A 21,540-nucleotide genomic window follows, 5' to 3' on the forward strand; every position below is an offset into this window, starting at 1 on the left:
AAACCTGTAAGCAAGGCTTTTCAGGCTTCGATAACGTCCCGGCGCTAAAAAGTCCGGACCGCATCATGGAGACGAGTGCAGTGAGCATATCTGGCGTATTGAACATCGCATCATCGGGCATGCGGGCACAGACAAACAAGGTCGGCGTCGTCGCCGGCAACATCGCCAACAGCAGCACACCGGGCTATGCGGCGCTAAGCGCCAATCTTCAATCGACCGCCGGCGGCGGCGTTGCGGTCATGATCGCGCCCTCTGGCCAATCCGGCGAGGTCGACATCACAGGCCAGATGACCGATCTCATTCAGGCCGAGCAGAGCTACAAGGCAAGCGCCGTGGTCTTCGAGACCGGCGCCGACATGTGGGACATGCTGATGAGCATCAAGCGCGACTGACGCTTGCAACCTCACCCAAGCAACGTATAGGCAGCCGAACCGAGCGCCACGATACCGAACACAATCAGCAGCCAGCTCGTCGCCTGCATCACCTTGGACGTAAAATTCTCGGACAACCGCTCGCGCGCCAGACTGACGGCGCCGCTCAAGCAAAACCACCAGGCCAGCGAGCCCGCAAACACGCCGCCGACGATTGCAACCGAACTGAAGCGCCTCGTCTCGTCGAGCAGGCCGAAGCCGGCAAACAGCGTTCCGAAGGAAAGGATCGTCGCCGGATTGGAAATGGTGAGCAGAAAGGTCGCGACCGTGGTGGCGAAGAGCCCACCTGCCCTGATCTCGGCCGCCTCGACCGGATCGTGCGTCAGCCCGCGCCAACCGAGAAACAAGAGCAGCAACCCGCCGCCGATCGCCAAAGGCAAGGTCGCCATCGACATGGTCTCGGCGAAGACGGCAATGCCTGTCACCGCCACCAGCGCATAGCTGGCGTCCCCGATCGCCGTTCCGAAGCCACAGGAAAAGCCGGCCAGGAAGCCGCGCTCCAGCGTGCGGTTGATGCACAGCATGCCGATAGGCCCAAGCGGCGCGGTGATGATGACACCCAGCACGGCGCCCTTGAGAAACAGCAGAAGCATGGGATGCGGTCTTAAACGCTCTGGCGCGCACCGCAACGAAAAAAGCCGCCGAAGCCGGCGGCCTGTGACGAAATCTTCAAGACAAAATGCCCGTGAACCAATGCCGGGATAGAATACCGGCAGAGATTGAATGGCGGCAATGAGCGACCGCCGCCGCCTGTCTACCGCGCCGGCACCACCGCATCGCCGCGCGCGGCCAAGGCAGCCAGATCGGCAGGCTTCAGCTCGACCGATTCGCCACAGCCGCAGGCGGACGTCTGGTTCGGGTTGGTGAAGGTGAAGCCGGAGCGCAGGGTCGTCTGCTCGAAGCCCATCTCGGTGCCGAGCAGATAAAGAACCGCCGATGGCTCGATCCAGACGCTCGCACCATCGCGCTCGATCAGGTCGTCCTTGGCGTTGGGTTCGGTGACGAGGTCGATGGTGTACTCCATCCCCGCGCAACCACCCTTCTTGATCCCGACGCGAATCCCCTTCGCCTCCGGTCCCGAATTCTCAACGATCGCCTTCACTCGCGAAGCCGCGGTGTCGGTCATGCTCATGACTGCAAAGCCCATAGGCCCATTCTCCTTCCGCAACCGGGGTCAAGGTCCGGTGCTTGTGCTCACCAATTTAAGCGGCGATGATCAATGCTTCAATATCGAATGCCGAGATCATTGCCTTCAAATGCTTTTTCATTGACAGGTGTACTCTACAGGATACATTTTTCATGCTAACAGTGTTGCGAACGGCGACTTTCGCCAAATGGCTGTCACGGCTGAAAGATCGCCGCGCCGTCGCGCGGATTGCTTCCCGGCTGCTGCGTGTCGAAACCGGGCACCTCGGCGACATCAAGGCGATCGGTGACGGCGTCAGCGAACTGCGTGTCGACTACGGTCCGGGCTATCGGATCTACGTCACGATGGATGGCTCGACACTGATTGTACTGCTCTGCGGTGGCGACAAATCAACGCAAGCCCGCGATATCATCGAGGCGAAACGCCTCGCACGGGAATGGAAGGAAGCACGATGACAATCGAAACCATGCCCTTCGATGCGGCCGAGTTTCTCGACAGCGACGAAGCGATCGAGGAATTCATCGTCGCCGCCTTCGAAACCCAGGATCCCGCCTTCATCGCCAAGAGCCTTGGCGTCGTCGCCCGTGCTCGCAACATGAGCGGACTGGCACGCGAGATCGGAATGAGCCGTGCGGCGCTCTACAAGGCGCTAAGCGGCCAGGGCAATCCCGAATTCGCCACCATCATGAAGGTGATGAAGGCGCTCGGCATCGGCCTTGCGCCCGTCATGCCCGACGGCAGATCAGCGGCCTGAGCTTCAATACCGAGCGATCTCACCGCATCTGCTTCGGCCAATCGCGGGCGGCATGGATGACGCGAAGTATCACCACATCGCTATCCCGCAATCTATAGACCACCACGTAATTTCCACGTGGCACGATGCGGACGCTATACTTGTCCGTCGCATATGGAGCACCCGAATGCGGATGAGTTGCCAGCAGTTCGAACAGTTTCGTCATACTGTCCTGCCACGCCGCGCGGCGTGAGGATTGTGTTGTCCGATAAAGGAGATGATCCCGCGAATGTCGGCTCTCGCTTTGGGCCGAAGGCGCTAGCTCATCAGTCCTTGAGCCCGAATTCTCGCTCGAATTTCGCGCGTATCTCACGCATTGCCTCGGGTCCATCGATCGGCTCGCCGCTGGCTTCGCCCTCTTCGATCAGCCGCTCAAGTTCCTCGGGCGTGTAACCATGAACCAGCCGGTCGGAGTGCCACTGATCGAGCGCGGTCAGCACGACATCAGCTGTCGAACCGAACCGCCCGGAGCGCACAGCCGCATCAACGGCATCCGCCATCTCCGGCGTCAACTCAATGCTGATTGTCTCCAGGCGACCCATCACGTGCACCTCATTGCCAGGAAGCATCATGCTAGTCGAAACGGCCGATCAATACCAGCCGACCGCCACCTGCGCCTCTTCCGACATCCGGTCCGGCGTCCACGGCGGGTCGAAGGTCATCGCGACCTCGACGCCCGAGACGCCCTCGACGGAACCGACGGCGTTTTCGACCCAGCCGGGCATCTCGCCGGCGACGGGGCAGCCGGGGGCTGTCAGAGTCATCATGATCTTGACCATTCGGTCGTCCTCGATGTCGATCTTGTAGATCAGCCCGAGTTCGAAGATGTCGGCTGGAATTTCCGGGTCGTAGACCGTTTTCAGCGCCATGATGACGTCGTCGCTGAGGCGCGCCAGTTCATCTGCGGGAATGCTGGAATGCACGATGCCTTCGCGCACGTCGATCTTCTGTTCGCTGTCGTCGAGGCTCATGTGGCCCACTCCTTAAAGCAATTCCAGGAAAAGTGCGAAGCGATTTTCCGTCCGGAATTGCGTATACAAAACAAAGCAGAGCTGTTCTTCCATCCGAAGAAAGATGGAACAGCTCTAGCCAAAGAACTTGCGCGCATATTCCAGCGCGTCGGCCAAGGCATCCACCTCGGCACGGGTATTATACATGCCGAAGGATGCACGGCATGTGGAGGTGACGCCGAAGCGTTTCAAGAGCGGCATGGCGCAATGCGTACCGGCCCGGACGGCAACGCCGCGCCGGTCGATCACGGTCGAGACGTCATGGGCGTGCAGCCCCTCGATCTCGAAGGAGAAAATGCCGCCCTTGCCCGGCGCATTGCCGATGACGCGCAGCGAATTGATGTCGCGAAGCCGCTCGGTAGCGTAGGCCGCCAGATCCGCCTCATGTCTTGCGATCGCCTCGCGGCCGATCTTGTCCATGTAGTCGAGCGCATAACCAAGCCCGATCGCCTGTACGATCGGCGGCGTGCCGGCCTCGAAGCGGTGCGGCGGGTCGTTGTAGGTAACGGCATCCTCGGTGACCTCGAAGATCATCTCGCCGCCGCCCTGGAACGGCCGCATCGCCTTCAATCGATCCTTCTTGCCGTAAAGCACGCCGATCCCCGAGGGACCGTAGAGCTTGTGGCCGGTCATCACGTACCAGTCGCAATCGATATCCTGCACATCGACGGGCATGTGGACAGCGCCCTGCGAGCCGTCGACGAGCACGGGAATGCCGCGCTCATGGGCAATGCGGCAGATTTCCTTGACCGGAACGACGGTGCCCAGCGCATTCGACATATGCGTGATGGCGACGAGCTTGGTGCGCTCGGTGAGGCTCTTTTCGAACGCCTCGATGTGGAAGGTACCCTCGTCGTCGACGGGAACCCAGACCAGCTTGGCGCCCTGCCGCTCGCGGATGAAGTGCCAGGGGACGATGTTGGAGTGGTGCTCCATGATCGAGATGACGATCTCGTCGCCCTCGCCGATATTGGGCATGCCCCAACCATAGGCGACCGTGTTGATCGCCTCGGTCGAGGACTTGGTGAAGACGATATCGTCCACCGACGGCGCGTTCAGGAAGCGGCGCACCTTTTCGCGCGCGGCTTCATAGGCTTCGGTGGCGGCGTTGGACAGGAAGTGCAGGCCGCGATGCACATTGGCGTATTCGTTGGAATAGGCATGGCTGATCGCGTCGATCACCACCTGCGGCTTCTGGGCCGAGGCGCCGTTGTCGAGATAGACCAGCGGCTTGCCGTACACTTCCTTCGCAAGGATCGGGAAATCCCTGCGAATGGCTTCGACGTCATAGGCGGCCGGTGCAGTCTGATCCATGTCAGGCCCTTTCATATCGCGCTTCCGCGCCGTCATCCTCGCGCTTGTCCCGAGGATCCAATCACGTTTCCACTCGTCGCAACGGTTGTGGACAAATCCACGACCGTCGAATTCCCGGCTGGCGGCAGCAGATCCTCGGGACAAGCCCGAGGATGACGCCGAGCGCGAGGCGAACCCGCCGTCACACCAACCGCCACGTCGGCGACGACATTACAGCGAGGCCACATGCGCCATCGCCAACCATCGTCTCCCTGCACGAACTCTTACGGCCGTCATCCTCGGGCTTGTCCCGAGGATCTAAGCACGTCTCCAGCCGTCGCAACGGTTGTGGACAAATCCACTACCGTCAAATTCCCGGCTGGCGGCAGCAGATCCTCGGGACAAGCCCGAGGATGACGCCGAGCGCGAGGCGAACCCGCCGTCACACCAACCGCCACGTCGGCAACGACATTACAGCAAGGCCACATGCGCCATCGCTAACCATCGTCACCCGCCACCAACTCTTACGGTCGTCATCCTCGGGCTTGTCCCGAGGATCCAACCACGTCTCCACTCGTCGCAACGGTTGTGGACAAATCCACTACCGTCGAAATCCCGGCTGGCAGCAGCAGATCCTCGGGTCAAGCCCGAGGATGACGTCGCGTGTGGGGCGAACCCGCCGTCACACAAACCGTCAGACTGGAGACGACATCATGGCAAGGCCACATTCACCATCGCCAACCATCGTCTCCCGTCGCCAACCCTCACCGCCGTCATCCCCGGACAAACCCGAAGGTCACGGCGAAAATTGCCGTTACGCGTGCTTTTCGAGCCAGGCCGAGATCACGCCTTCCAGCGCCTCGACCAGGGCTTCATCTTCCAGTTCCTCGACGATCTCGGCAACGAAGGCGTTGACCAGCATGGCGCGGGCCTTGTTCTCCGGGATGCCACGGGCCATCAGATAATAGAGATGGTTGTGGTCGATATCGGCAACGGTGGCGCCATGGCCGCACTGCACGTCGTCGGCGAAGATCTCGAGCTCCGGCTTCACCGAGAATTCGGCGTCGTCGGACATCAGCAGCGTGTTGCACGCCATCTTCGCGTCGGTCTTCTGCGCGTCGGGTGCGACCCGGATCATGCCCTGGAACACGCCCTTGGCGCGGTCGAAGACGACGTTGCGGATGATCTCGGTGGAGCCGGTATGCGGCACGTTGTGGCCGAGCACCATGGTCACGTCGGTATGCGTGTCGGCGCCGAGCAGGTTGATCCCGCGCAGCGTCAGGTCCGCACCCTCGCCCGTCACCTTGATGTGCAGTTCCTGGCGCACCAACTGGCCGCCGGCATTGATGACGAAGAGCTTGAGCTTGGCGTTTGCACCGAGATCAATACGGATCTGGCCGAGATGCGTGTCATCGGCGCCCTGCTGCTGCACGATGATCCAGGTCACCTCGCTGCCTTCGCCGACCGTGACGTCGCTGACGTGCGAGACCAGCGCCGCATCCGATGCCACCGACAGGTGACGTTCGATCACGGTCCCCTTGACGGCCGAGCCGATGCTGACGGGAAGGCGCGTATGCGTCTGGCCGCCGGCATGCACGAACTGGATTTCCAGCGGCTCTTCAAGCACGGTTTCAGCCGGCACGTCGATCACGTAGCCGTCGCGCACGAAGCTGCCGTTGATCCGGCCGACCGCGTCGTCCTTGTCGAGCGCGCCAAGGCCATTGGCGGCCGAACCGTTCGACAGTTGCTCGGCATAGCTCGAAAGCACGAGATCGCCGGCGCGCGCCTTGTGATCGGGACGTCCCTGGATCACCGAGAGCACGGCCGAACCCTCGACCAGCGGATCGCGGGAATCGGAGCCGGCATCGCCTGCCTGAGCCGGCACGGCGCGAAGCAGCGTCTTCAGGTCCGTGTAGTGCCAGGCCTCGACGCGGCGCGTTGGAAGCCCCGATGTCTTCAGGTCGTCGAGCAGCCGGTCGCGAATGGCGATCACGGCGCCGTCGCCCGGCAGTTCGCCGATCTGGTTGTTGAACGCCTCAATCAGCGCCGCTTCCGCGGCGGTCAGGCGGGTCGTCGTCTGCATGTTCATGCGACCAGTTCCTTTCCGCCTAGATCAGGCCGCCGCTCCGATGATGTCGGCATAACCATTGGCTTCCAGATCATGCGCCAGCGTCTTGTCGCCGCTCTTGATGATCTGGCCCTTGTAGAGAACGTGAACGGTATCCGGCACGATGTAGTCGAGCAGGCGCTGGTAGTGGGTGATGACGATGGTGGCGCGGTCCGGAGAGCGCAGCGCGTTGACGCCGTCGGCGACGATCTTCAGCGCATCGATGTCGAGACCGCTGTCGGTTTCGTCGAGGATGCAAAGCTGCGGTTCCAAAAGCGCCATCTGCAGAATTTCGGCGCGCTTCTTCTCGCCGCCGGAGAAGCCGACGTTGAGAGGACGCTTCAGCATCTCGGTGTTGATCTGCAGCTTGGCGGCCGCATCCTTCACGAGGCGCATGAAATCAGGCGTCTTCAGCTCTTCTTCGCCACGCGCCTTGCGCTGCTCGTTCATCGCGACCTTCAGGAACTGCATGGTGGCGACGCCGGGGATTTCGACCGGATACTGGAAGGCCAGGAAGATGCCCTTGGAGGCGCGCTCGGCCGGGTCAAGCTCGAGAATGCTCTCGCCGTTATAGAGAATCTCGCCTTCGGTGACTTCGTAATCATCGCGGCCAGACAGGATGTAGGACAGCGTCGACTTGCCGGAGCCGTTCGGCCCCATGATAGCAGCCACTTCGCCGGCCTTCACGGTGAGGTTCAGCCCCTTGATGATCTCGGTGCCGTCTTCGGCGATGCGGGCGTGCAGGTTCTTGATTTCAAGCATTGTGTTCTTCCTGTTCATGCAGCGGTTTCAAGGACCGCCGGGCACTCAATTGTAATCCGACCACTGTTCCGTTTGCGGATGAGGCCGATAGGCATTCTCGATGTCATCGATCCGCTCGTAGAGGTCGGCCCAGGTCGGGTTCAAGCTCTCTACCAGCTTGACTTTCCATTCACGCATGTAGCGTTTCAAGGACTTCTCCCGCTGTATCGCCAACACGATGTTCGGATGGCGCTCAAACCAGACGAGGTTCCTTGCTCGATACTTCCGCGTAAACCCTTCATGCACTTCGTTGCGGTGCTCCCAGCTGCGATCATGCAGATCACTGGTGACACCTGTGTAGATCACCCCGCGCGGCTTATCGGACATCATGTAGACAAAGCCACTCATCCTTTCGCCCCTTGCGGTCGATCTCGTTTTTCTCCGTCATCCTCGGGCTTGTCCCGGGGATTTAAGCACGTCTCCACTTTCCGCAACGGTCGTGGACAAATCCACTACCGTCGAATTTCCTGTTGGCGGCAGCAGATCCTCGGGACAAGCCCGAGGATGACGCCGAGCGTAAGGCGAGCCCGCCGTCACATCGGGAACGACATCGCAGCAAGGCCAGATCCGCCATCGCCAACCGTCGTCACCCGTCACCAACCTTCACCACCGTCATCCTCGGGCTTGTCCCGAGGATCTAACCACGTCTCAACTCGCCGCAACGGTCGTGGACAAATCCACTACCGTCGAATTCCCGGTTGACGGCAGCAGATCCTCGGGACAAGCCCGAGGATGACGCCGAGCGCGAGGCGACTTCGCCGTCACATCGTCCGTCACACCGAGGACGACATTGCAGCGAGGCCACATGCGCCACCGCCAATCGTCGTCACCCGTCACCAACCTTCACCACCGTCATCCTCGGGCTTGTCCCGAGGATCTAAGCACGTCTCCATTTGTCGCAACGGTCATGGACAAGTCCGCCACCGTCGAATTCCTGGCCGGCGGCAGCAGATCCTCGGGACAAGCCCGAGGATGACGCCGAGCGTGAGGCGTGCCCGCCGTCACGCTGTGCCGGCAGCCACATCACCCCACGCTACCCTCAAGCGAGATGCTGATCAGCTTCTGCGCTTCGACGGCGAACTCCATCGGCAGCTCCTGCAGGACTTCCTTGACGAAGCCGTTGACGATCAGGGCGATCGCCTCTTCTTCGGGAATGCCGCGCTGCAGGCAGTAGAACTTCTGGTCCTCGGAGATCTTCGAGGTGGTGGCCTCGTGTTCGAACTGCGCGGTCGAGTTCTTCGCCTCGATGTAGGGCACCGTGTGGGCGCCGCACTTGTCGCCGATCAAAAGCGAATCGCACTGCGTAAAGTTGCGGGCGTTGGATGCTTTGCGGTGGGCCGAAACCTGGCCGCGATAGGTGTTCTGCGAGACGCCGGCGGCGATACCCTTCGAGACGATGCGGCTCGACGTGTTCTTGCCGAGATGGATCATCTTGGTGCCCGAATCGATCTGCTGATGGCCGTTCGACACGGCGATCGAGTAGAACTCGCCCCGGGAATCATCGCCGCGCAGAATGCAGGACGGATACTTCCAGGTGATCGCCGAGCCGGTTTCGACCTGCGTCCACGAGATCTTCGAGCGCGCGCCACGGCAATCGCCGCGCTTGGTCACGAAGTTGTAGATGCCACCCTTGCCCTGCGCATCGCCGGGATACCAGTTCTGGACCGTCGAATACTTGATCTCGGCATCATCGAGCGCAACGAGCTCGACCACGGCCGCATGCAGCTGGTTTTCATCGCGCTGCGGCGCGGTGCAGCCTTCGAGATAGGAGACGTAGGCGCCCTCTTCGGCGATGATCAGCGTGCGCTCGAACTGGCCGGTGTTCTTCTCGTTGATGCGGAAGTAGGTGGACAGCTCCATCGGGCAGCGAACGCCCTTCGGAATGAACACGAAGGAACCATCGGTGAAGACAGCCGAATTCAGCGTCGCATAGTAGTTGTCGGAGGTCGGAACGACCGAGCCGAGATACTTCTTCACCAAATCCGGATGCTCGCGGATGGCTTCCGAGATCGACATGAAGATCACGCCGGCCTTCTTCAGCTCTTCCTTGAAGGTGGTGACGACGGAAACGCTGTCGAAAACCGCATCGACGGCGATCTTCGGCCGTTCGACGCCGGCCAGAATTTCCTGTTCCTTCAGCGGAATGCCGAGCTTCTCATAGACCTTGAGAATCTCGGGATCGACCTCGTCCAGCGACTTCGGGCCCGGCGTCGACTTCGGCGCGGCGTAGTAATAGATGTCGTTGAAATCGATCTTCGGATAATCGACGCGAGCCCAGCTCGGCTCTTCCAGCGTCAGCCAACGCTTGTAGGCGTCCATGCGCCATTCGAGCATCCATTCCGGCTCCTGCTTCTTGGCGGAGATGAAACGGATGATATCCTCGGACAGGCCCTTGGGTGCCTTGTCCATCTCGATGATCGTCTCGAAACCGTATTTGTACTGATCGACGTCAATCTCGCGGACGCGATCGACCGTTTCCTGGACGGCGGGCATATCGTTCTCCAATCTCGCCGGAGAAAAGGTCCGGCAGCTTGTCGTTCGGGCAATTTTTGTTGCCCCTTATGTAAGTGGCCAAAGGGGACTTTTCAGCCCGAATGGCAAGTGGAAATTTGCGTTTTCGCAAATTTATCAGGCGGTCGTGACGCTTTATCAGGCAATCACGCCGCCTCTCCCGCCGGCTTGCGCCGCGCGGCTATCTTCGCGAATGTCGCGATGGCCCTGGCGATATCCTCGTCCGTCGTCGAAAAGCCGAGCGACATCCTGAGCGCGCCAAGCTTGGGATCTCGCCCCATCGCCACCAGAACGTGGCTCTCGCCGACCTTGCCGGACGAGCAGGCAGCACCCGCAGACAGCGCCACACCTTCGAGATCGAAGGCGATCTGCCCGGTCTCGGCCTTCAGCCCCGGCAGGGTGAAGAAGGTGGTGTTGGAGACACGCTGTTGATCCGCGCCGTAGATGACGACATCGGGTGCGGCGTTGCGCATTCCGTCTTCCAGCTGCTCGCGCAGAGCGGAGATGCGGGCATTGCGCTCGTCAAACTCCCGGACAGCGACCTCGGCAGCCGCGCCAAAGCCGATGACAGCAAGCGAATTCTCTGTCCCCGAGCGGTGACCCTTTTCCTGGCCGCCGCCATGGATCAGCGCCCTCGGCATCAGGACTTCGCCGCGCGACACCAGCGCGCCGGCGCCCTTAGGGCCACCGATCTTGTGCGAGGAGACGATGATGAAATCGGCGCCGAGCGCATTGATATCGAGCGCGATCCGGCCTGCCGCCTGCACGGCATCGACCACGAGCAGTCCGCCATGCGCCTGCACGATCTTGGCGACCTCGGCCACCGGCTGCACCACGCCCGTCTCGTTATTGACGAGCATGACCGCGACCATCGGCAGCCCGGCCGATTTGTCGTGGCCGGCAAGAAGGCTCTGCATGTGATCGAGATCGACGACGCCATCGGCCGTCACCGCAATCTCGGTCGTACGATCCTTCCCGAAGCGTCCGCCTTCGCGGATCGCCGGATGCTCGATAGCCGAATGATAGAGATGGCCGATCGCCATCGGCGTGCGGCCCATGCGGAAATCCGGCGTCAGCACCATGTTGGCGGCCTCGGTGGCGCCGCTGGTAAAGACGACATGGGCGGGATCGGCGCCGACCAGGGCAGCCACCTGACGGCGGGCGCCTTCGATCGCGGCGCGCACCGCGCGTCCCTCGCCATGGACCGAACTCGGATTGCCGAACATATCCAGCGCCCGCAGAACCGCGTCGCGCGCTGCAGGATGCAGCGGTGCCGTCGCGTTCCAATCGAGATAGAGCCGGGCCGGCGCCATGATCTTTTCGTCCTGCGCTTGGTTCTTGCGTGGCAAGCCGGTGCATTTTCCTTGAAAAGTCAGCCGGGCTTGCCTTATGACACATCCAACACTGCGTGGATTGCCATGCAAGTTTCGAATTGTTCTAAACTGCGTTTTAGAAAAGCTGACAACGTCCGTCAAGTCTGCGCAGGGCGAACGCGAGAAATAAAAGCCGGAGTACCGATGCCCGAAGTCATTTTCAACGGCCCCGCAGGCCGCCTTGAAGGCCGCTACCAGCCCTCCAAGGAAAAGAGCGCGCCGATTGCCCTCATCCTGCACCCGCACCCGCAGTTCGGCGGCACGATGAACAACCAGATCGTCTACCAGCTCTTCTACATGTTCCAGAAGCGCGGGTTCACGACATTGCGCTTCAACTTCCGGGGTATCGGCCGCAGCCAGGGCGAATTCGACCATGGCGCCGGCGAACTCTCGGATGCCGCGTCGGCACTCGACTGGGTGCAGAGCCTGCATCCTGATTCGAAGACCTGTTGGGTCGCCGGTTATTCCTTCGGCTCGTGGATCGGCATGCAGCTGCTGATGCGCCGCCCGGAGATCGAAGGCTTCATGTCGATCGCGCCGCAGCCGAACACCTACGACTTCTCCTTCCTCGCCCCCTGCCCGTCGTCGGGCCTGATCATCAACGGCGATGCCGACAAGGTGGCACCGGAGAAGGACGTCAACGGCCTCGTCGAGAAGCTGAAGACCCAGAAGGGCATCCTCATAACCCACCGCACGGTGCCGGGCGCCAACCATTTCTTCAACGGCCAGGTGGAAACGCTGATGGGCGAATGCGAGGACTACCTCGACCGCCGCCTCAACGGCGAACTGGTGCCGGAACCGGCCGCCAAGCGCATCCGCTGACGATGCGCATCGTTGTCGATACGAATGTGCTTGTATCGGCAACGGCCATAGACTCAGCGTCTTTCTCGAAGAGCGAAATTCATGACGATGCTGAGTTTTCAGGTTTCCAAGGACGTCGAGAAAAAGGTCGCAGACATTGCGGCTGAGAGCGGCAGAACCGTCGAGGATCTGCTGAGCGACATGACGGCGCGCATGGTGCGGGACTTCGAAGCGCGCCAGACGTTCGAAACGATGTCGGAACGCGGACGCGGTGAAGTCGACAAGGCGCCGGAGCTGCTGCGCAAGCCGGACAGAAGCTAACGATCCGCTAGGCTTGGCGCATCTCGGCGGTCAGCTCGAAGGTCGGGCAAGACATATTATCGATGGTCAGCGGCATGCGGCTTCGCATGCCGATTTTTGTCAGAACACGCTGCGATGCCAGATTGTCGGGATGCGTGAAGGCGATGAATTGGTCAGCGAATCTCTTGTCGAAAAACCAATCCGCCAACCCCTTCCCCAATTCCGTCGCGTAACCCTTGCCCCACTCCTCGTGGCGGAGCGAATAGCCGAGCTCGAACGCGCCGCGATCTCCGCCATAGCGGGAAAAGCCGGCGCGGCCGATGAAGCGGCCGTCGTCGAGGCTGGTGACCTTGTATTTGGTCACGCCATCGCGGGCCTGCTCGGCAAAGAAGCTCATGAAGCGCTCCTGCGCCTTGGCGGCGCTCCAAGGAGCGGCACCCGAGAGATAGCGGGTCGTCTCTATCGTCGAATGCAACAATTGCAGCAGATGGACATCATATTGCCCCCACATGGACAAGACGAGCCGGGGTGTCTTCAGGATAACAAGATCGGTCATGGCTTCCTCGCAATCACGCCGCCGGTCACAGCCGCCGAAACGCCTGTCGTACCGGGAAAGGTCAGCGGCAGTCCGTTGACGGAGCGCACCGCCAGATAGGCCCAGGCCTCCGCCTCCATGGCGCCGCCGTCAAAACCGGCCGCCTCCGCCGAGACGACCCGGGCACCCTTTGCCGCAGCCAGATCGGCGAACTCGCCCATGATGACAGGATTGAGCCGCCCGCCGCCGCAGACGACGTATGTCTTGGGCGGTTGCGGCAGGTGATCGGCGAGCTTGACGATCGAGGCGGCGGTGACATGCGCCAGCGTCCTTGCGCCGTCCTCCAGCGACACCTCGCCCTTCTCGGGCGGCAGGAAATCCCCCCGGTCGAGCGAGCGCCTGATATTGCCGGAGAAGAACGGGCTCGAAAGATAGCGGCGCGCCAGATCCGGGACCATCTCCCCACGGCTGGCCGTCTCGCCGTTGCGGTCGTAGGCCCGGCCGGTATGCACTTCGACCCATTGGTCGATCAGCATGTTGCCCGGCCCGCTGTCGAAAGCAGAAAGCACGCCGTCGGCGCCGACATAGGTGAGGTTCGAGATGCCGCCAATATTGACGAAGACAACAGGCGCCGCGAAGCCATCCGGCAGGTTGGCCGAGAGGGCTGCGTGATAAACAGGGATCAGCGGCGCGCCCTGCCCGCCATGCACCATGTCGTTGGCTCGCATGTCGTAGACGACATCGATACCGGTCTCCGACGCCAAAAGTGGCCCGTCGCCGATCTGCACGGTGACACCCGCATCCGGCCGGTGCAGCACGGTCTGGCCGTGAAAGCCGATGAGGTCGATCTCATCGGGCTTGAGGTTATGGCGCGCCAGGAAGGACTTGACCACGGCGGCATGGCAAAGCGTCAGCACGCGTTCGGCGTCGGCAAGGTCGCCCGGCCTATCGCCACGCTCGACCACGGCCTTGGCCGTCTGCAATGCCAGCTTCCAGCGGCCGCGCAGATCGTCGTCATAGGGCACGTAGAGGCTGGGCCCGCGACGGATGATGTTTTCGCCGTCGGTCTTAAGCAGCGCCGCGTCGATCCCGTCCATCGAGGTGCCGCTCATCAGGCCGATCGCTGTCAGGATTTTCCCCATTGTCCCTCGATAATCTACAAATAAAGGAGCCAATCAACCAAATGGTGACTGTGCGAGAAAACAGTGCTAAACGCGCCGCGTTGCTTCAACAATAGCCAATCCGAAAATCCTGATCCGAAAGCAAAAGGTCATGACCGAGTTCAAATCCGATTTCCTCCGCACGCTGAAAGAGCGTGGCTTCATTCATCAGATCTCCGATGAATCCGGCCTCGACGCCCTGCTCGCCAAGGAAACCGTGACCGCCTATATCGGCTATGACCCGACGGCATCGAGCCTGCATGTCGGCCACCTCACCCAGATCATGATGCTGCACTGGTTCCAGCAGACAGGCCATCGCCCGATCTCGCTGATGGGCGGCGGCACCGGCATGGTCGGCGACCCCTCCTTCAAGGACGAAGCCCGCAAGCTGATGACGGTCGACACGATCGAGGAGAACATCGCCTCGATCAAGAGCTGCTTTGCCAACTACCTCGACTACGACAAGTCGGGCAACCCGGCGCTGATGATCAACAACGCCGAGTGGCTGCGCTCGCTGAACTATCTCGAATTCCTGCGCGATGTCGGCCGTCATTTCTCGGTCAACCGCATGCTCTCCTTCGACAGCGTCAAGACGCGCCTCGACCGCGAGCACTCGCTGTCCTTCCTCGAATTCAACTACATGATCCTGCAGGCCTACGACTTCGTCGAGCTCGCCAAGCGCTACGATTGCCGGCTGCAGATGGGCGGCTCCGACCAGTGGGGCAACATTATCAACGGCATCGACCTCGGTCACCGCATGGGGACCGATCAGCTCTACGCGCTGACCTCGCCGCTTCTGACCACATCGTCGGGCGCCAAGATGGGCAAGTCCGCTTCCGGCGCGGTGTGGCTTAACGCCGACCTGCTGCCGGTCTATGACTTCTGGCAGTACTGGCGCAACACCGAAGACGCCGACGTGCCGCGCTTCCTGAAGCTGTTCACGACGCTGCCGATGGACGAGATCGCCCGCCTGTCGGCGCTTGCCGGCTCCGAGCTCAACGAGGTCAAGAAGATCCTGGCGACCGAGGTCACCACGATCCTGCATGGCCGCACTGCTGCCGAACAGGCAGCCGAGACCGCCCGCAAGACCTTCGAGGAAGGCGCGCTTTCCGACAACCTCCCCTCGATCGACGTGCCCGCTGCCGAACTCGACGCCGGCATCGGCCTCCTCGCCCTCATCGTCCGCGCCGGCCTCGCAGCGTCGAACGGCGAAGCCCGCCGCCACGTCCAGGGCGGCGCCGTCCGCATCAACGACCAGGCCATCAGCGATGAACGCAAGCTCATCGGCGGTGGCGAAGTGACCGCCGACGGCGTGATCAAGCTGTCGCTCGGCAAGAAGAAACACATCCTGATCCGCCCGGCTGCCTGAGGGCGGTAGGTTCAGAAGTTTACAGAGGCCGGCGTGGAAACGTCGGCCTTTTTTGTTGCGCGGGTGGCGGCAAGGTCCATTGACGTTGCATTCCGGGCGGCGTGCTTAGATCCTCGGGACGAGCCCGAGGATGACGATGGAGTTGGTGGCGCCTGTGTCTAAAACATTGAAACGGCGTCGTTTTCCCATTCTCGACGTCATCCTCGGCCTTGTGCCGAGGATCTAAGCACGGTCCCAATTGCTCAACGTGAGTGGACACTTGGCGCGAGTTTACAACGACCAGCCGTGCGCGGACCGCGGCCGCTGGACCCGCATCGAAAGCACCATGGCCGTCGCATTCCAGGCAACGTGCTTAGATCCTCGGGACGAGCCCGAGGATGACGCCGAGAGAGAGGAAACCCCTTCACTTCAATCAGTTAGCGACCGGCACCACCGACGCCCGCACGCCTCGGCCCCCCTTCACTGAAACTCGAAAATATTCCGGAACACCCCGGGCGCGATGATCGAGAGCGGGTTGATCGTCAGGTTCGGCGCGTCGAGCTTACCCGTCAGCTTGAAGGTGATGCCGATCAGGCCGCGGTCGGTGCCGTTGCCTAGGATGATGCCGATGATGGGGAGTTCGGCGAAGAGGCGGTTCAGGCCGTAGGCGGGCATGAAGGTGCCGTTCATGTCCATGTTGCCGCGAACGTCGCGCAGCGTGCCCTGGAACACCGCGCCGACCTGATCTCCGCGCACCACGCCATTCTCGATGCTGACGACACCATTTCTTGAAAAGATACGGGCGAAGCCGCGCTGGAAGCGCTGGGCCGAGGTGTCGATGTCGCGCTTGACGGCAGCGTTCAGGCTGCGTTGCTCCTGGCCGACGGGCGTCGAGACGATCGAATGCAGGCGCTGTTCGTTGACGATCGAAAACCGGCGCACATCGATCGACCCATCCCAATCGTCGCCGGCGCCGAGCCGGATCGAAAGGTTGAGCAGGCCGCCGCGCATATGCTGATAGAGGTCGGCGAAGCGCGAGACCGCGCCGGCATCGCCGCTGGTGATGTTGATGACACCATTGCCTTGCGTCTGCGCCACAACGGCCTCGCCGCTGCCGGTGACGCCGGAGAGGTTGAGAGACTGGATGCGGCTTCCCTGCGCGGCATAGGTCAGTTGCACATTCTGCAGCTTCTCGTCGTTGAAGCCGACGACGCTGTCGAGCTTGGCCTTGAGCGAAATGCTGCCGTCGTTCTTCGACCCGCCGTCCCCCTTGTCGCCACTGCCCGACTTGATCCGCGCCAAAACCGGCCGCACATCGGCGCTGCTACCGGAGACCGAAACGTCCATGCCGCCCTTGGCGCGGCGAAGCGAGATCGCGAAATTGTCGAGCGACGACAGTTTCACGCTGTCGAAATCGGCCTTCTGCAGATTGCCCTTGCTGAGCGCCAGCGCACCGGTGGCGCCAAACCCGTCGCCCTTCAGCACGAAATTCTTGATCTGCAGATTGTCGTCAGGACCGGAAATCTCGAAATCGGCGGTGGCGCCGATGCCGCTCCCCTTGGACCAGCCGATCCAGGGCAGATCGAGCCGCGCCTTGCCGAGATCGAGCGACACAGATTGGCGATCCTTGTCGATGCGGTCGAGCTCGACGCTGATCGGACCGTCGATGATATCGGAGAGACCCGGCAGGATCTTCTCGCGCTGATCGTTACTCAGCGTCGCCGTCACGCTTTGCTGCGGCTGGATGTCGGAGGACTTGTCGGTCGGCTCGACCAGCTTGACCGTCGCCGGCACGCCGTCGATATCGCCCTTGCCGTCGAGAACCACCTGTTTCGGATCGGCCGTCAGCACGCCATCGAGATTGGTGATCTTGCGCCCCGATATCGCCTTGGCGACGTCGAGATCCTGCAGTTGCAGCGTCGCCTTCCATTCGACGGGCGGCGGGTTTTGCGAGGCGATCAGCCCGATACGCGCCTGCACCGACGCGGTCACTTTGCCCTTCAGGTCCTCGGGCACGAAGCCTGCCCGCTGCAGCACCTGGATCGGCTTGAAGGTCAGCAGTTCGCCGATGGCGTCGGCCGCCCCCGAGATCGGCAGGTTGAGCTCCGCCATCAGCGGCTTTTCATAGGTCGACGGCAGGATGAAGGTGCCCTCGCCGACATCGACGGTGCGCCCCGATGGGAAGAACGACTTGCCGCTCTTGATCGAGATCGTCGCCTTCGGCCCCGCCAGCTCAAAATGCGCGCTGGTGTCGCGGATCGGCGGAATGTCGCCGGTGACGTTCATGCGGGTGCCGGCAATGTCGAAGGCGATCTTGATCTGGTTCTCGTCCAGCTTCAGCCCCTTGCCGATGGCCTCTTCCAGCCGGTCAAAGGGAATAAAGACATCGATCGACGCATTGGTGACCACGCCGCCATAGAGATTGCGCTCGACCCACTCGCGCCCCTTCGACGCCATCCAGAACGGCCAGAGCTGCTTCACGGCCGTGGTCTGCAGCTGCTGCGACTGGCCGGAGAAGCTGATCTCGGGCGACTTGCCGCCGAAGCGAACATGCAGCGAGCCGTAGAGCGATCCGGCCGGGCTGGACACCGCCATGTTGGGGAATTGCAATTCGCGGCTGCCGACGAAATAGCGGCCCGTCGCCTGGATATCGAAGGGGAGCGGCTGCTCGCCCGAGGTGACGGGTGCGGCAGTACCGCCGCTGACGAGCAGATCGACGCCAAAACCCTTTTCGGCGGCCGGGTCGATCTTGTCGAGGTCGATCAGCGCGCCGTTCAAAGGCACGATCGTCGGCCCGAACTGCAGCTGCGAGCGCGCGATCTCCAGCGATTGCTTGGTGAAATCATAGACGAGATTGATGCGTCCGCCGGTCAGCGGCTGCGCATCGCCATCCATGTAGAAATTGCCGGGCTGCAGATTGACCGTGGCGGCAAGCGACGGCTTGGACGTCTCTCCACTGCGCTCCGCTGAAATGATCGTATCGGCGAGACTGTCGACGCCCTGACGGATTTCGCCGATCGCGTTGCGCTTCAGCGTAAACGGCGCAAGGTCCGCGCCGGCAAGTTCGCCCGTCAGCCGCGATGTGCGCCCATCGGTCTTTTCGGTGCCGATATGCAGCGTCGTGACGCGGCCGTTGATCGCGACCTCGCCATCGAGCTGCAGCGCGCTCTGCGCGTTTCTGGAGAACACCAGGCTGTTGACGACGATGGAGAGCGGCCCGTTGTCGGTATCCGCAAGCTTGATGTCGAGCCCCTCGAGCTTGATCGACTTGGTGCCACCGCGATCGACGAAACCGTCGAGAACATCCAGCTGCTCGAAGGCCTTCTCCATCGCCGCCGGGATCTGGTCGATCCTGAGATTATCAAGCTTGACCGGATCGCCCGAGGGCAGAAGCGCGGTGTCGAGCGCGATATCCTGCGCCTCCACCTGCGCGATCGCGATCCGTCCCCGGAAAAGCTGCAGCGGATCGAGCGCCATGCGCATGGCGCCTGTGGTCGACATGTGCTGGCCGCTCTTCTCGTCGATCAGGTTGACGTCGCGCGCCTCGAGCGCCAACCGCATGTTGGAGGTGAAGCGAATGACCGTGGAGCCGACCTCGGCCCGGTAGCGCGGCCCGATCGCCGAATTCAGCGCCGACTGCGCCTGCCGCGACAGGGGTTCGTCGAAGATGCCGCTTTCGACCGTGAAGATGATGGCGGCGATGATGAAGATCAGAACGCCGATGCAGCCACCGGCAAGCCCCGCCGTGCGGCGCATGCGCGAGCGCATGGGCGGGCAATGCACGATCAGCGGATCTTCCGTCCGCGCCGAGGGAAGATCGTGCAGCGCGACGATATCTTTCTTGCGGAATCTAACCTTCTCGCCGCGGATCGCCGACATGCGCCTCGCCTGTCTCCCTGTTCTGTGATTGGACCAGACTGGCTGGACGGTGATTTGTCCAATATATATCTGGCAAATCACCTCTTATCCACAAACCCGGCAAAAGAAAGGTTTCTCCATGGCGGAACTCAGCATCGGCTCCAGCGCGCCCGACTTCGATCTCCCGCGTGATGGCGGCGGACGCGTGAAGCTCACGGATTTCCGCGGCAAGGCATTGGTTCTTTTCTTTTATCCGAAGGACGACACATCCGGCTGCACGACCGAATCGATCGCCTTCACAGCACTCGCCGACGAATTCGAAAAGGCCGGCGCCGCTGTCATCGGCATGTCGCCGGATTCGGCTGCCTGCCACGACCGCTTCATCAAGAAGCACAAGCTCGGCGTGACGCTCGCGGCCGACGAGGAGAAGACCACGCTGGAGGCCTATGGCGTCTGGAAACAGAAGAGTATGTACGGCCGCAGCTACATGGGCGTTGAGCGTACGACATTCCTGATCCGCCCGGATGGCACGATCGCCACGATCTGGCAGAAGGTTAAGGTCGCGGGCCACGCCGAAACCGTGCTGACGGCGGTCAAGAATCTCGCCTCTTGAGTGTGGCGAGAGTAAACTCCAAAAATTCGCCCATGCGTTGAATAAGGCCAAATCTAAGGCTTTATTAACCTTAACAGTGTGTAATTGACCCAATTGAGGCAGGTCCGTCAGTTGGGAGATTCTCCGTGGCGCACACACAGCAGAACGGCGTATTCGGCAAGCAAAAACAGGAACATATCCTGATCCTTGCCAGCGGCGATCGGGTTCGTCACCTGACGGTCAAGCCGTGGATGGCGGCAATCGCGTTCTGCTTCGTCGGCGTTTTCGCTATCGGCTACCTGCTCGCCACCTCCTATCTTGTGCTGCGTGACGATCTGATTGGCGCAACCATGGCGCGCCAGGCGCGCATGCAGCATGACTACGAGGATCGCATCGCGGCGCTGCGCGCCCAGGTCGATCGCGTCACCTCCCGCCAGTTGCTAGACCAGCAGGTCGTGGAAGACAAGGTCGACAAGCTGATGGAGCAGCAGCAGGCGCTGACCTCGCGCCGCGGCAAGCTCGGCCAGTTGCTTGATCGTGCCGAAAACTCCGGTCTCGACGCCAAGACCGAAACGCCCGCTTCAGCCTATGCGCCCGAGACCAAAGGCAAGCGCGCCGAACTGCCCGCCGCCATGCAGGCGATCGAGCGGCAGCTCGCCGGCGACGCAACGCCGGCTGACGTGACGCCAGACAATTCGACGCTCTTCTATGTGCCTGCCCGCGAAACCATGGGCGACCGCGCCGACCGCGTCTTCTCCAAGGTGACACTCTCGCTCAAGGGGATCGAGCAGCGCCAACGTGATCGCGTCAGCCAGCTGACGACGGATGCGACCGACGCGTCGGCTGCGATCTCCAACGTGCTGACCCGCTTCCAGATCCGCGTACCCTCGGAGACGGCAAGCGCAAAGGCCACGGACGACAGCGCCGTCGGCGGTCCCTATGTCGAGCCCGAGAGCGGCGACGACTTCGACAATTCGCTGGCACAGCTCGACACCGCCCTCACCCGGCTCGAAACCGTGCGCAACACCGCCTCGTCGCTGCCCTTCCAGAACCCCGCCATCGGCAAGGAAATCACCAGCCCCTTCGGCAACCGCCGCGATCCCTTCATCGGAAGGTTGGCGCTGCATTCCGGCGTCGATTTCCGCTTCGCACCTGGCGAAAAGGTCCGCCCGACCGCGCCCGGCAAGGTGGTCACGGCCGGCTGGACCGGCGGTTATGGCAACATGGTCGAGATCGACCACGGCAATGGCATCTCCACCCGCTACGGCCACATGTCCGAGATTCTGGTCAAGGTCGGCGACACGGTCGGCCGTGAGGATACCATCGGTCTCGCCGGCAGCACCGGCCGCTCCACGGGCACGCATCTGCATTACGAAGTGCGCCAGAACGGGCGCGCTGTGGACCCGATCTACTTCATCAGCGCCGGCACGAAACTCGCCAGCTATATAAACTGAACGATCCCGCTAACGGTGGTTTTACC

At 61.9% G+C, this 21,540-nt stretch carries 22 protein-coding genes; 8 read left to right on the forward strand and 14 right to left on the reverse strand.

The genetic code is table 11. The features are described from left to right. Positions 1-80: 80 nt before the first annotated feature. Complete coding sequence (locus ACVTFQ_RS08535; RefSeq protein WP_111563579.1) at positions 81-392, forward strand: flagellar basal body protein; 312 nt, start codon at positions 81-83, stop codon at positions 390-392. An 11-nt stretch (positions 393-403) separates the two neighbouring features. Here ACVTFQ_RS08535 and ACVTFQ_RS08540 read toward each other — a convergent pair whose 3' ends face one another. Beyond that, the gene (locus tag ACVTFQ_RS08540) at positions 404-1,024 is read right to left on the reverse strand and encodes a LysE family translocator (protein WP_111563578.1); all 621 of its coding nucleotides are present in this window, start codon (positions 1,022-1,024) and stop codon (positions 404-406) included. 161 nt (positions 1,025-1,185) lie between these two features. Further along, on the reverse strand, positions 1,186-1,578 hold the full coding sequence (sufA, locus tag ACVTFQ_RS08545; protein WP_111563577.1) for a Fe-S cluster assembly scaffold SufA: 393 nt from the start codon (positions 1,576-1,578) through the stop codon (positions 1,186-1,188). 152 nt (positions 1,579-1,730) lie between these two features. Here sufA and ACVTFQ_RS08550 point away from each other — a divergent pair, with 152 nt between their 5' ends. Beyond that, the gene (locus ACVTFQ_RS08550; protein WP_111563576.1) at positions 1,731-2,033 is read left to right on the forward strand and encodes a type II toxin-antitoxin system RelE/ParE family toxin; all 303 of its coding nucleotides are present in this window, start codon (positions 1,731-1,733) and stop codon (positions 2,031-2,033) included. Beyond that, on the forward strand, positions 2,030-2,332 hold the full coding sequence (locus ACVTFQ_RS08555) for an addiction module antidote protein (protein WP_111563575.1): 303 nt from the start codon (positions 2,030-2,032) through the stop codon (positions 2,330-2,332). The genes ACVTFQ_RS08550 and ACVTFQ_RS08555 overlap by 4 nt, the downstream gene beginning before the upstream one ends. Positions 2,333-2,351: 19 nt before the next feature. Here ACVTFQ_RS08555 and ACVTFQ_RS08560 read toward each other — a convergent pair whose 3' ends face one another. From ACVTFQ_RS08560 to ACVTFQ_RS08600, 9 genes are all read right to left on the reverse strand, one after another. Further along, positions 2,352-2,702, reverse strand: a complete 351-nt coding sequence (locus ACVTFQ_RS08560; protein ID WP_111563574.1) for a type II toxin-antitoxin system RelE/ParE family toxin — start codon at positions 2,700-2,702, stop codon at positions 2,352-2,354. Beyond that, on the reverse strand, positions 2,638-2,916 hold the full coding sequence (locus ACVTFQ_RS08565) for a ribbon-helix-helix domain-containing protein (RefSeq protein WP_146618505.1): 279 nt from the start codon (positions 2,914-2,916) through the stop codon (positions 2,638-2,640). Before ACVTFQ_RS08565 ends, ACVTFQ_RS08560 begins: the two co-directional genes overlap by 65 nt. Before the next feature lie 45 nt (positions 2,917-2,961). Further along, positions 2,962-3,342: an SUF system Fe-S cluster assembly protein gene (locus ACVTFQ_RS08570; protein WP_047512131.1), complete on the reverse strand. Its 381-nt coding sequence runs from the start codon at positions 3,340-3,342 to the stop codon at positions 2,962-2,964. A 114-nt stretch (positions 3,343-3,456) separates the two neighbouring features. Beyond that, on the reverse strand, positions 3,457-4,695 hold the full coding sequence (locus ACVTFQ_RS08575) for a cysteine desulfurase (RefSeq protein ID WP_111563626.1): 1,239 nt from the start codon (positions 4,693-4,695) through the stop codon (positions 3,457-3,459). A 793-nt stretch (positions 4,696-5,488) separates the two neighbouring features. Beyond that, the gene (gene sufD / locus ACVTFQ_RS08580; RefSeq protein ID WP_111563572.1) at positions 5,489-6,763 is read right to left on the reverse strand and encodes a Fe-S cluster assembly protein SufD; all 1,275 of its coding nucleotides are present in this window, start codon (positions 6,761-6,763) and stop codon (positions 5,489-5,491) included. Between the two features lie 24 nt (positions 6,764-6,787). Further along, on the reverse strand, positions 6,788-7,543 hold the full coding sequence (sufC, locus tag ACVTFQ_RS08585; protein ID WP_018902233.1) for a Fe-S cluster assembly ATPase SufC: 756 nt from the start codon (positions 7,541-7,543) through the stop codon (positions 6,788-6,790). Positions 7,544-7,588: 45 nt separating this feature from the next. Continuing rightward, positions 7,589-7,930 (reverse strand): GIY-YIG nuclease family protein, encoded by a 342-nt coding sequence (locus ACVTFQ_RS08590; RefSeq protein WP_111563571.1) that lies wholly within the window; start codon positions 7,928-7,930, stop codon positions 7,589-7,591. 675 nt (positions 7,931-8,605) lie between these two features. Beyond that, the gene (sufB, locus tag ACVTFQ_RS08595; RefSeq protein ID WP_111563570.1) at positions 8,606-10,075 is read right to left on the reverse strand and encodes a Fe-S cluster assembly protein SufB; all 1,470 of its coding nucleotides are present in this window, start codon (positions 10,073-10,075) and stop codon (positions 8,606-8,608) included. Positions 10,076-10,239: 164 nt separating this feature from the next. After that, entirely contained in the window at positions 10,240-11,406 is a 1,167-nt protein-coding gene (locus ACVTFQ_RS08600; protein WP_111563625.1) for a cysteine desulfurase family protein, read from the reverse strand. Between the two features lie 204 nt (positions 11,407-11,610). On the opposite strand from ACVTFQ_RS08600, the gene ACVTFQ_RS08605 reads away from it, so the two are divergent. Further along, on the forward strand, positions 11,611-12,288 hold the full coding sequence (locus ACVTFQ_RS08605; RefSeq protein WP_018902229.1) for an alpha/beta hydrolase: 678 nt from the start codon (positions 11,611-11,613) through the stop codon (positions 12,286-12,288). Between the two features lie 81 nt (positions 12,289-12,369). After that, on the forward strand, positions 12,370-12,588 hold the full coding sequence (locus ACVTFQ_RS08610; protein ID WP_111563569.1) for a hypothetical protein: 219 nt from the start codon (positions 12,370-12,372) through the stop codon (positions 12,586-12,588). A 7-nt stretch (positions 12,589-12,595) separates the two neighbouring features. Here the strand turns inward: ACVTFQ_RS08610 and ACVTFQ_RS08615 are convergent, their stop codons facing one another. Further along, on the reverse strand, positions 12,596-13,123 hold the full coding sequence (locus ACVTFQ_RS08615) for a GNAT family N-acetyltransferase (RefSeq protein ID WP_111563568.1): 528 nt from the start codon (positions 13,121-13,123) through the stop codon (positions 12,596-12,598). After that, complete coding sequence (locus ACVTFQ_RS08620) at positions 13,120-14,244, reverse strand: anhydro-N-acetylmuramic acid kinase (RefSeq protein ID WP_111563567.1); 1,125 nt, start codon at positions 14,242-14,244, stop codon at positions 13,120-13,122. The genes ACVTFQ_RS08615 and ACVTFQ_RS08620 overlap by 4 nt, the downstream gene beginning before the upstream one ends. A 130-nt stretch (positions 14,245-14,374) precedes the next feature. Here ACVTFQ_RS08620 and tyrS point away from each other — a divergent pair, with 130 nt between their 5' ends. Beyond that, positions 14,375-15,631: a tyrosine--tRNA ligase gene (tyrS, locus tag ACVTFQ_RS08625; protein WP_111563566.1), complete on the forward strand. Its 1,257-nt coding sequence runs from the start codon at positions 14,375-14,377 to the stop codon at positions 15,629-15,631. 459 nt (positions 15,632-16,090) lie between these two features. On the opposite strand, the gene ACVTFQ_RS08630 is transcribed toward tyrS, so the two are convergent. Continuing rightward, entirely contained in the window at positions 16,091-19,489 is a 3,399-nt protein-coding gene (locus ACVTFQ_RS08630) for a YhdP family protein (protein ID WP_111563565.1), read from the reverse strand. A gap of 118 nt (positions 19,490-19,607) precedes the next feature. On the opposite strand from ACVTFQ_RS08630, the gene ACVTFQ_RS08635 reads away from it, so the two are divergent. Both ACVTFQ_RS08635 and ACVTFQ_RS08640 read left to right on the forward strand, forming a co-directional pair. Further along, complete coding sequence (locus ACVTFQ_RS08635) at positions 19,608-20,081, forward strand: peroxiredoxin (protein ID WP_047512150.1); 474 nt, start codon at positions 19,608-19,610, stop codon at positions 20,079-20,081. 125 nt (positions 20,082-20,206) lie between these two features. After that, entirely contained in the window at positions 20,207-21,514 is a 1,308-nt protein-coding gene (locus ACVTFQ_RS08640; protein WP_112437086.1) for a peptidoglycan DD-metalloendopeptidase family protein, read from the forward strand. The last annotated feature ends 26 nt before the right edge of the window (positions 21,515-21,540 follow it).

It is taken from the genome of Rhizobium sp. O111, from assembly GCF_055616315.1.

Coding starts and splice junctions, on each gene's coding strand:
- ACVTFQ_RS08540 (WP_111563578.1), bottom strand. CDS start 1,024: ATGCTTCTGCTGTTTCTCAAGGGCGCCGTGCTGGGTGTCATCATCACC.
- sufA (WP_111563577.1), bottom strand. CDS start 1,578: ATGGGCTTTGCAGTCATGAGCATGACCGACACCGCGGCTTCGCGAGTG.
- ACVTFQ_RS08550 (WP_111563576.1), top strand. CDS start 1,731: ATGCTAACAGTGTTGCGAACGGCGACTTTCGCCAAATGGCTGTCACGG.
- ACVTFQ_RS08555 (WP_111563575.1), top strand. CDS start 2,030: ATGACAATCGAAACCATGCCCTTCGATGCGGCCGAGTTTCTCGACAGC.
- ACVTFQ_RS08560 (WP_111563574.1), bottom strand. CDS start 2,702: ATGGACCCGAGGCAATGCGTGAGATACGCGCGAAATTCGAGCGAGAAT.
- ACVTFQ_RS08570 (WP_047512131.1), bottom strand. CDS start 3,342: ATGAGCCTCGACGACAGCGAACAGAAGATCGACGTGCGCGAAGGCATC.
- ACVTFQ_RS08575 (WP_111563626.1), bottom strand. CDS start 4,695: ATGGATCAGACTGCACCGGCCGCCTATGACGTCGAAGCCATTCGCAGG.
- sufD (WP_111563572.1), bottom strand. CDS start 6,763: ATGAACATGCAGACGACGACCCGCCTGACCGCCGCGGAAGCGGCGCTG.
- sufC (WP_018902233.1), bottom strand. CDS start 7,543: ATGCTTGAAATCAAGAACCTGCACGCCCGCATCGCCGAAGACGGCACC.
- ACVTFQ_RS08590 (WP_111563571.1), bottom strand. CDS start 7,930: ATGAGTGGCTTTGTCTACATGATGTCCGATAAGCCGCGCGGGGTGATC.
- sufB (WP_111563570.1), bottom strand. CDS start 10,075: ATGCCCGCCGTCCAGGAAACGGTCGATCGCGTCCGCGAGATTGACGTC.
- ACVTFQ_RS08600 (WP_111563625.1), bottom strand. CDS start 11,406: ATGGCGCCGGCCCGGCTCTATCTCGATTGGAACGCGACGGCACCGCTG.
- ACVTFQ_RS08605 (WP_018902229.1), top strand. CDS start 11,611: ATGCCCGAAGTCATTTTCAACGGCCCCGCAGGCCGCCTTGAAGGCCGC.
- ACVTFQ_RS08610 (WP_111563569.1), top strand. CDS start 12,370: ATGACGATGCTGAGTTTTCAGGTTTCCAAGGACGTCGAGAAAAAGGTC.
- ACVTFQ_RS08615 (WP_111563568.1), bottom strand. CDS start 13,123: ATGACCGATCTTGTTATCCTGAAGACACCCCGGCTCGTCTTGTCCATG.
- ACVTFQ_RS08620 (WP_111563567.1), bottom strand. CDS start 14,244: ATGGGGAAAATCCTGACAGCGATCGGCCTGATGAGCGGCACCTCGATG.
- tyrS (WP_111563566.1), top strand. CDS start 14,375: ATGACCGAGTTCAAATCCGATTTCCTCCGCACGCTGAAAGAGCGTGGC.
- ACVTFQ_RS08630 (WP_111563565.1), bottom strand. CDS start 19,489: ATGTCGGCGATCCGCGGCGAGAAGGTTAGATTCCGCAAGAAAGATATC.
- ACVTFQ_RS08635 (WP_047512150.1), top strand. CDS start 19,608: ATGGCGGAACTCAGCATCGGCTCCAGCGCGCCCGACTTCGATCTCCCG.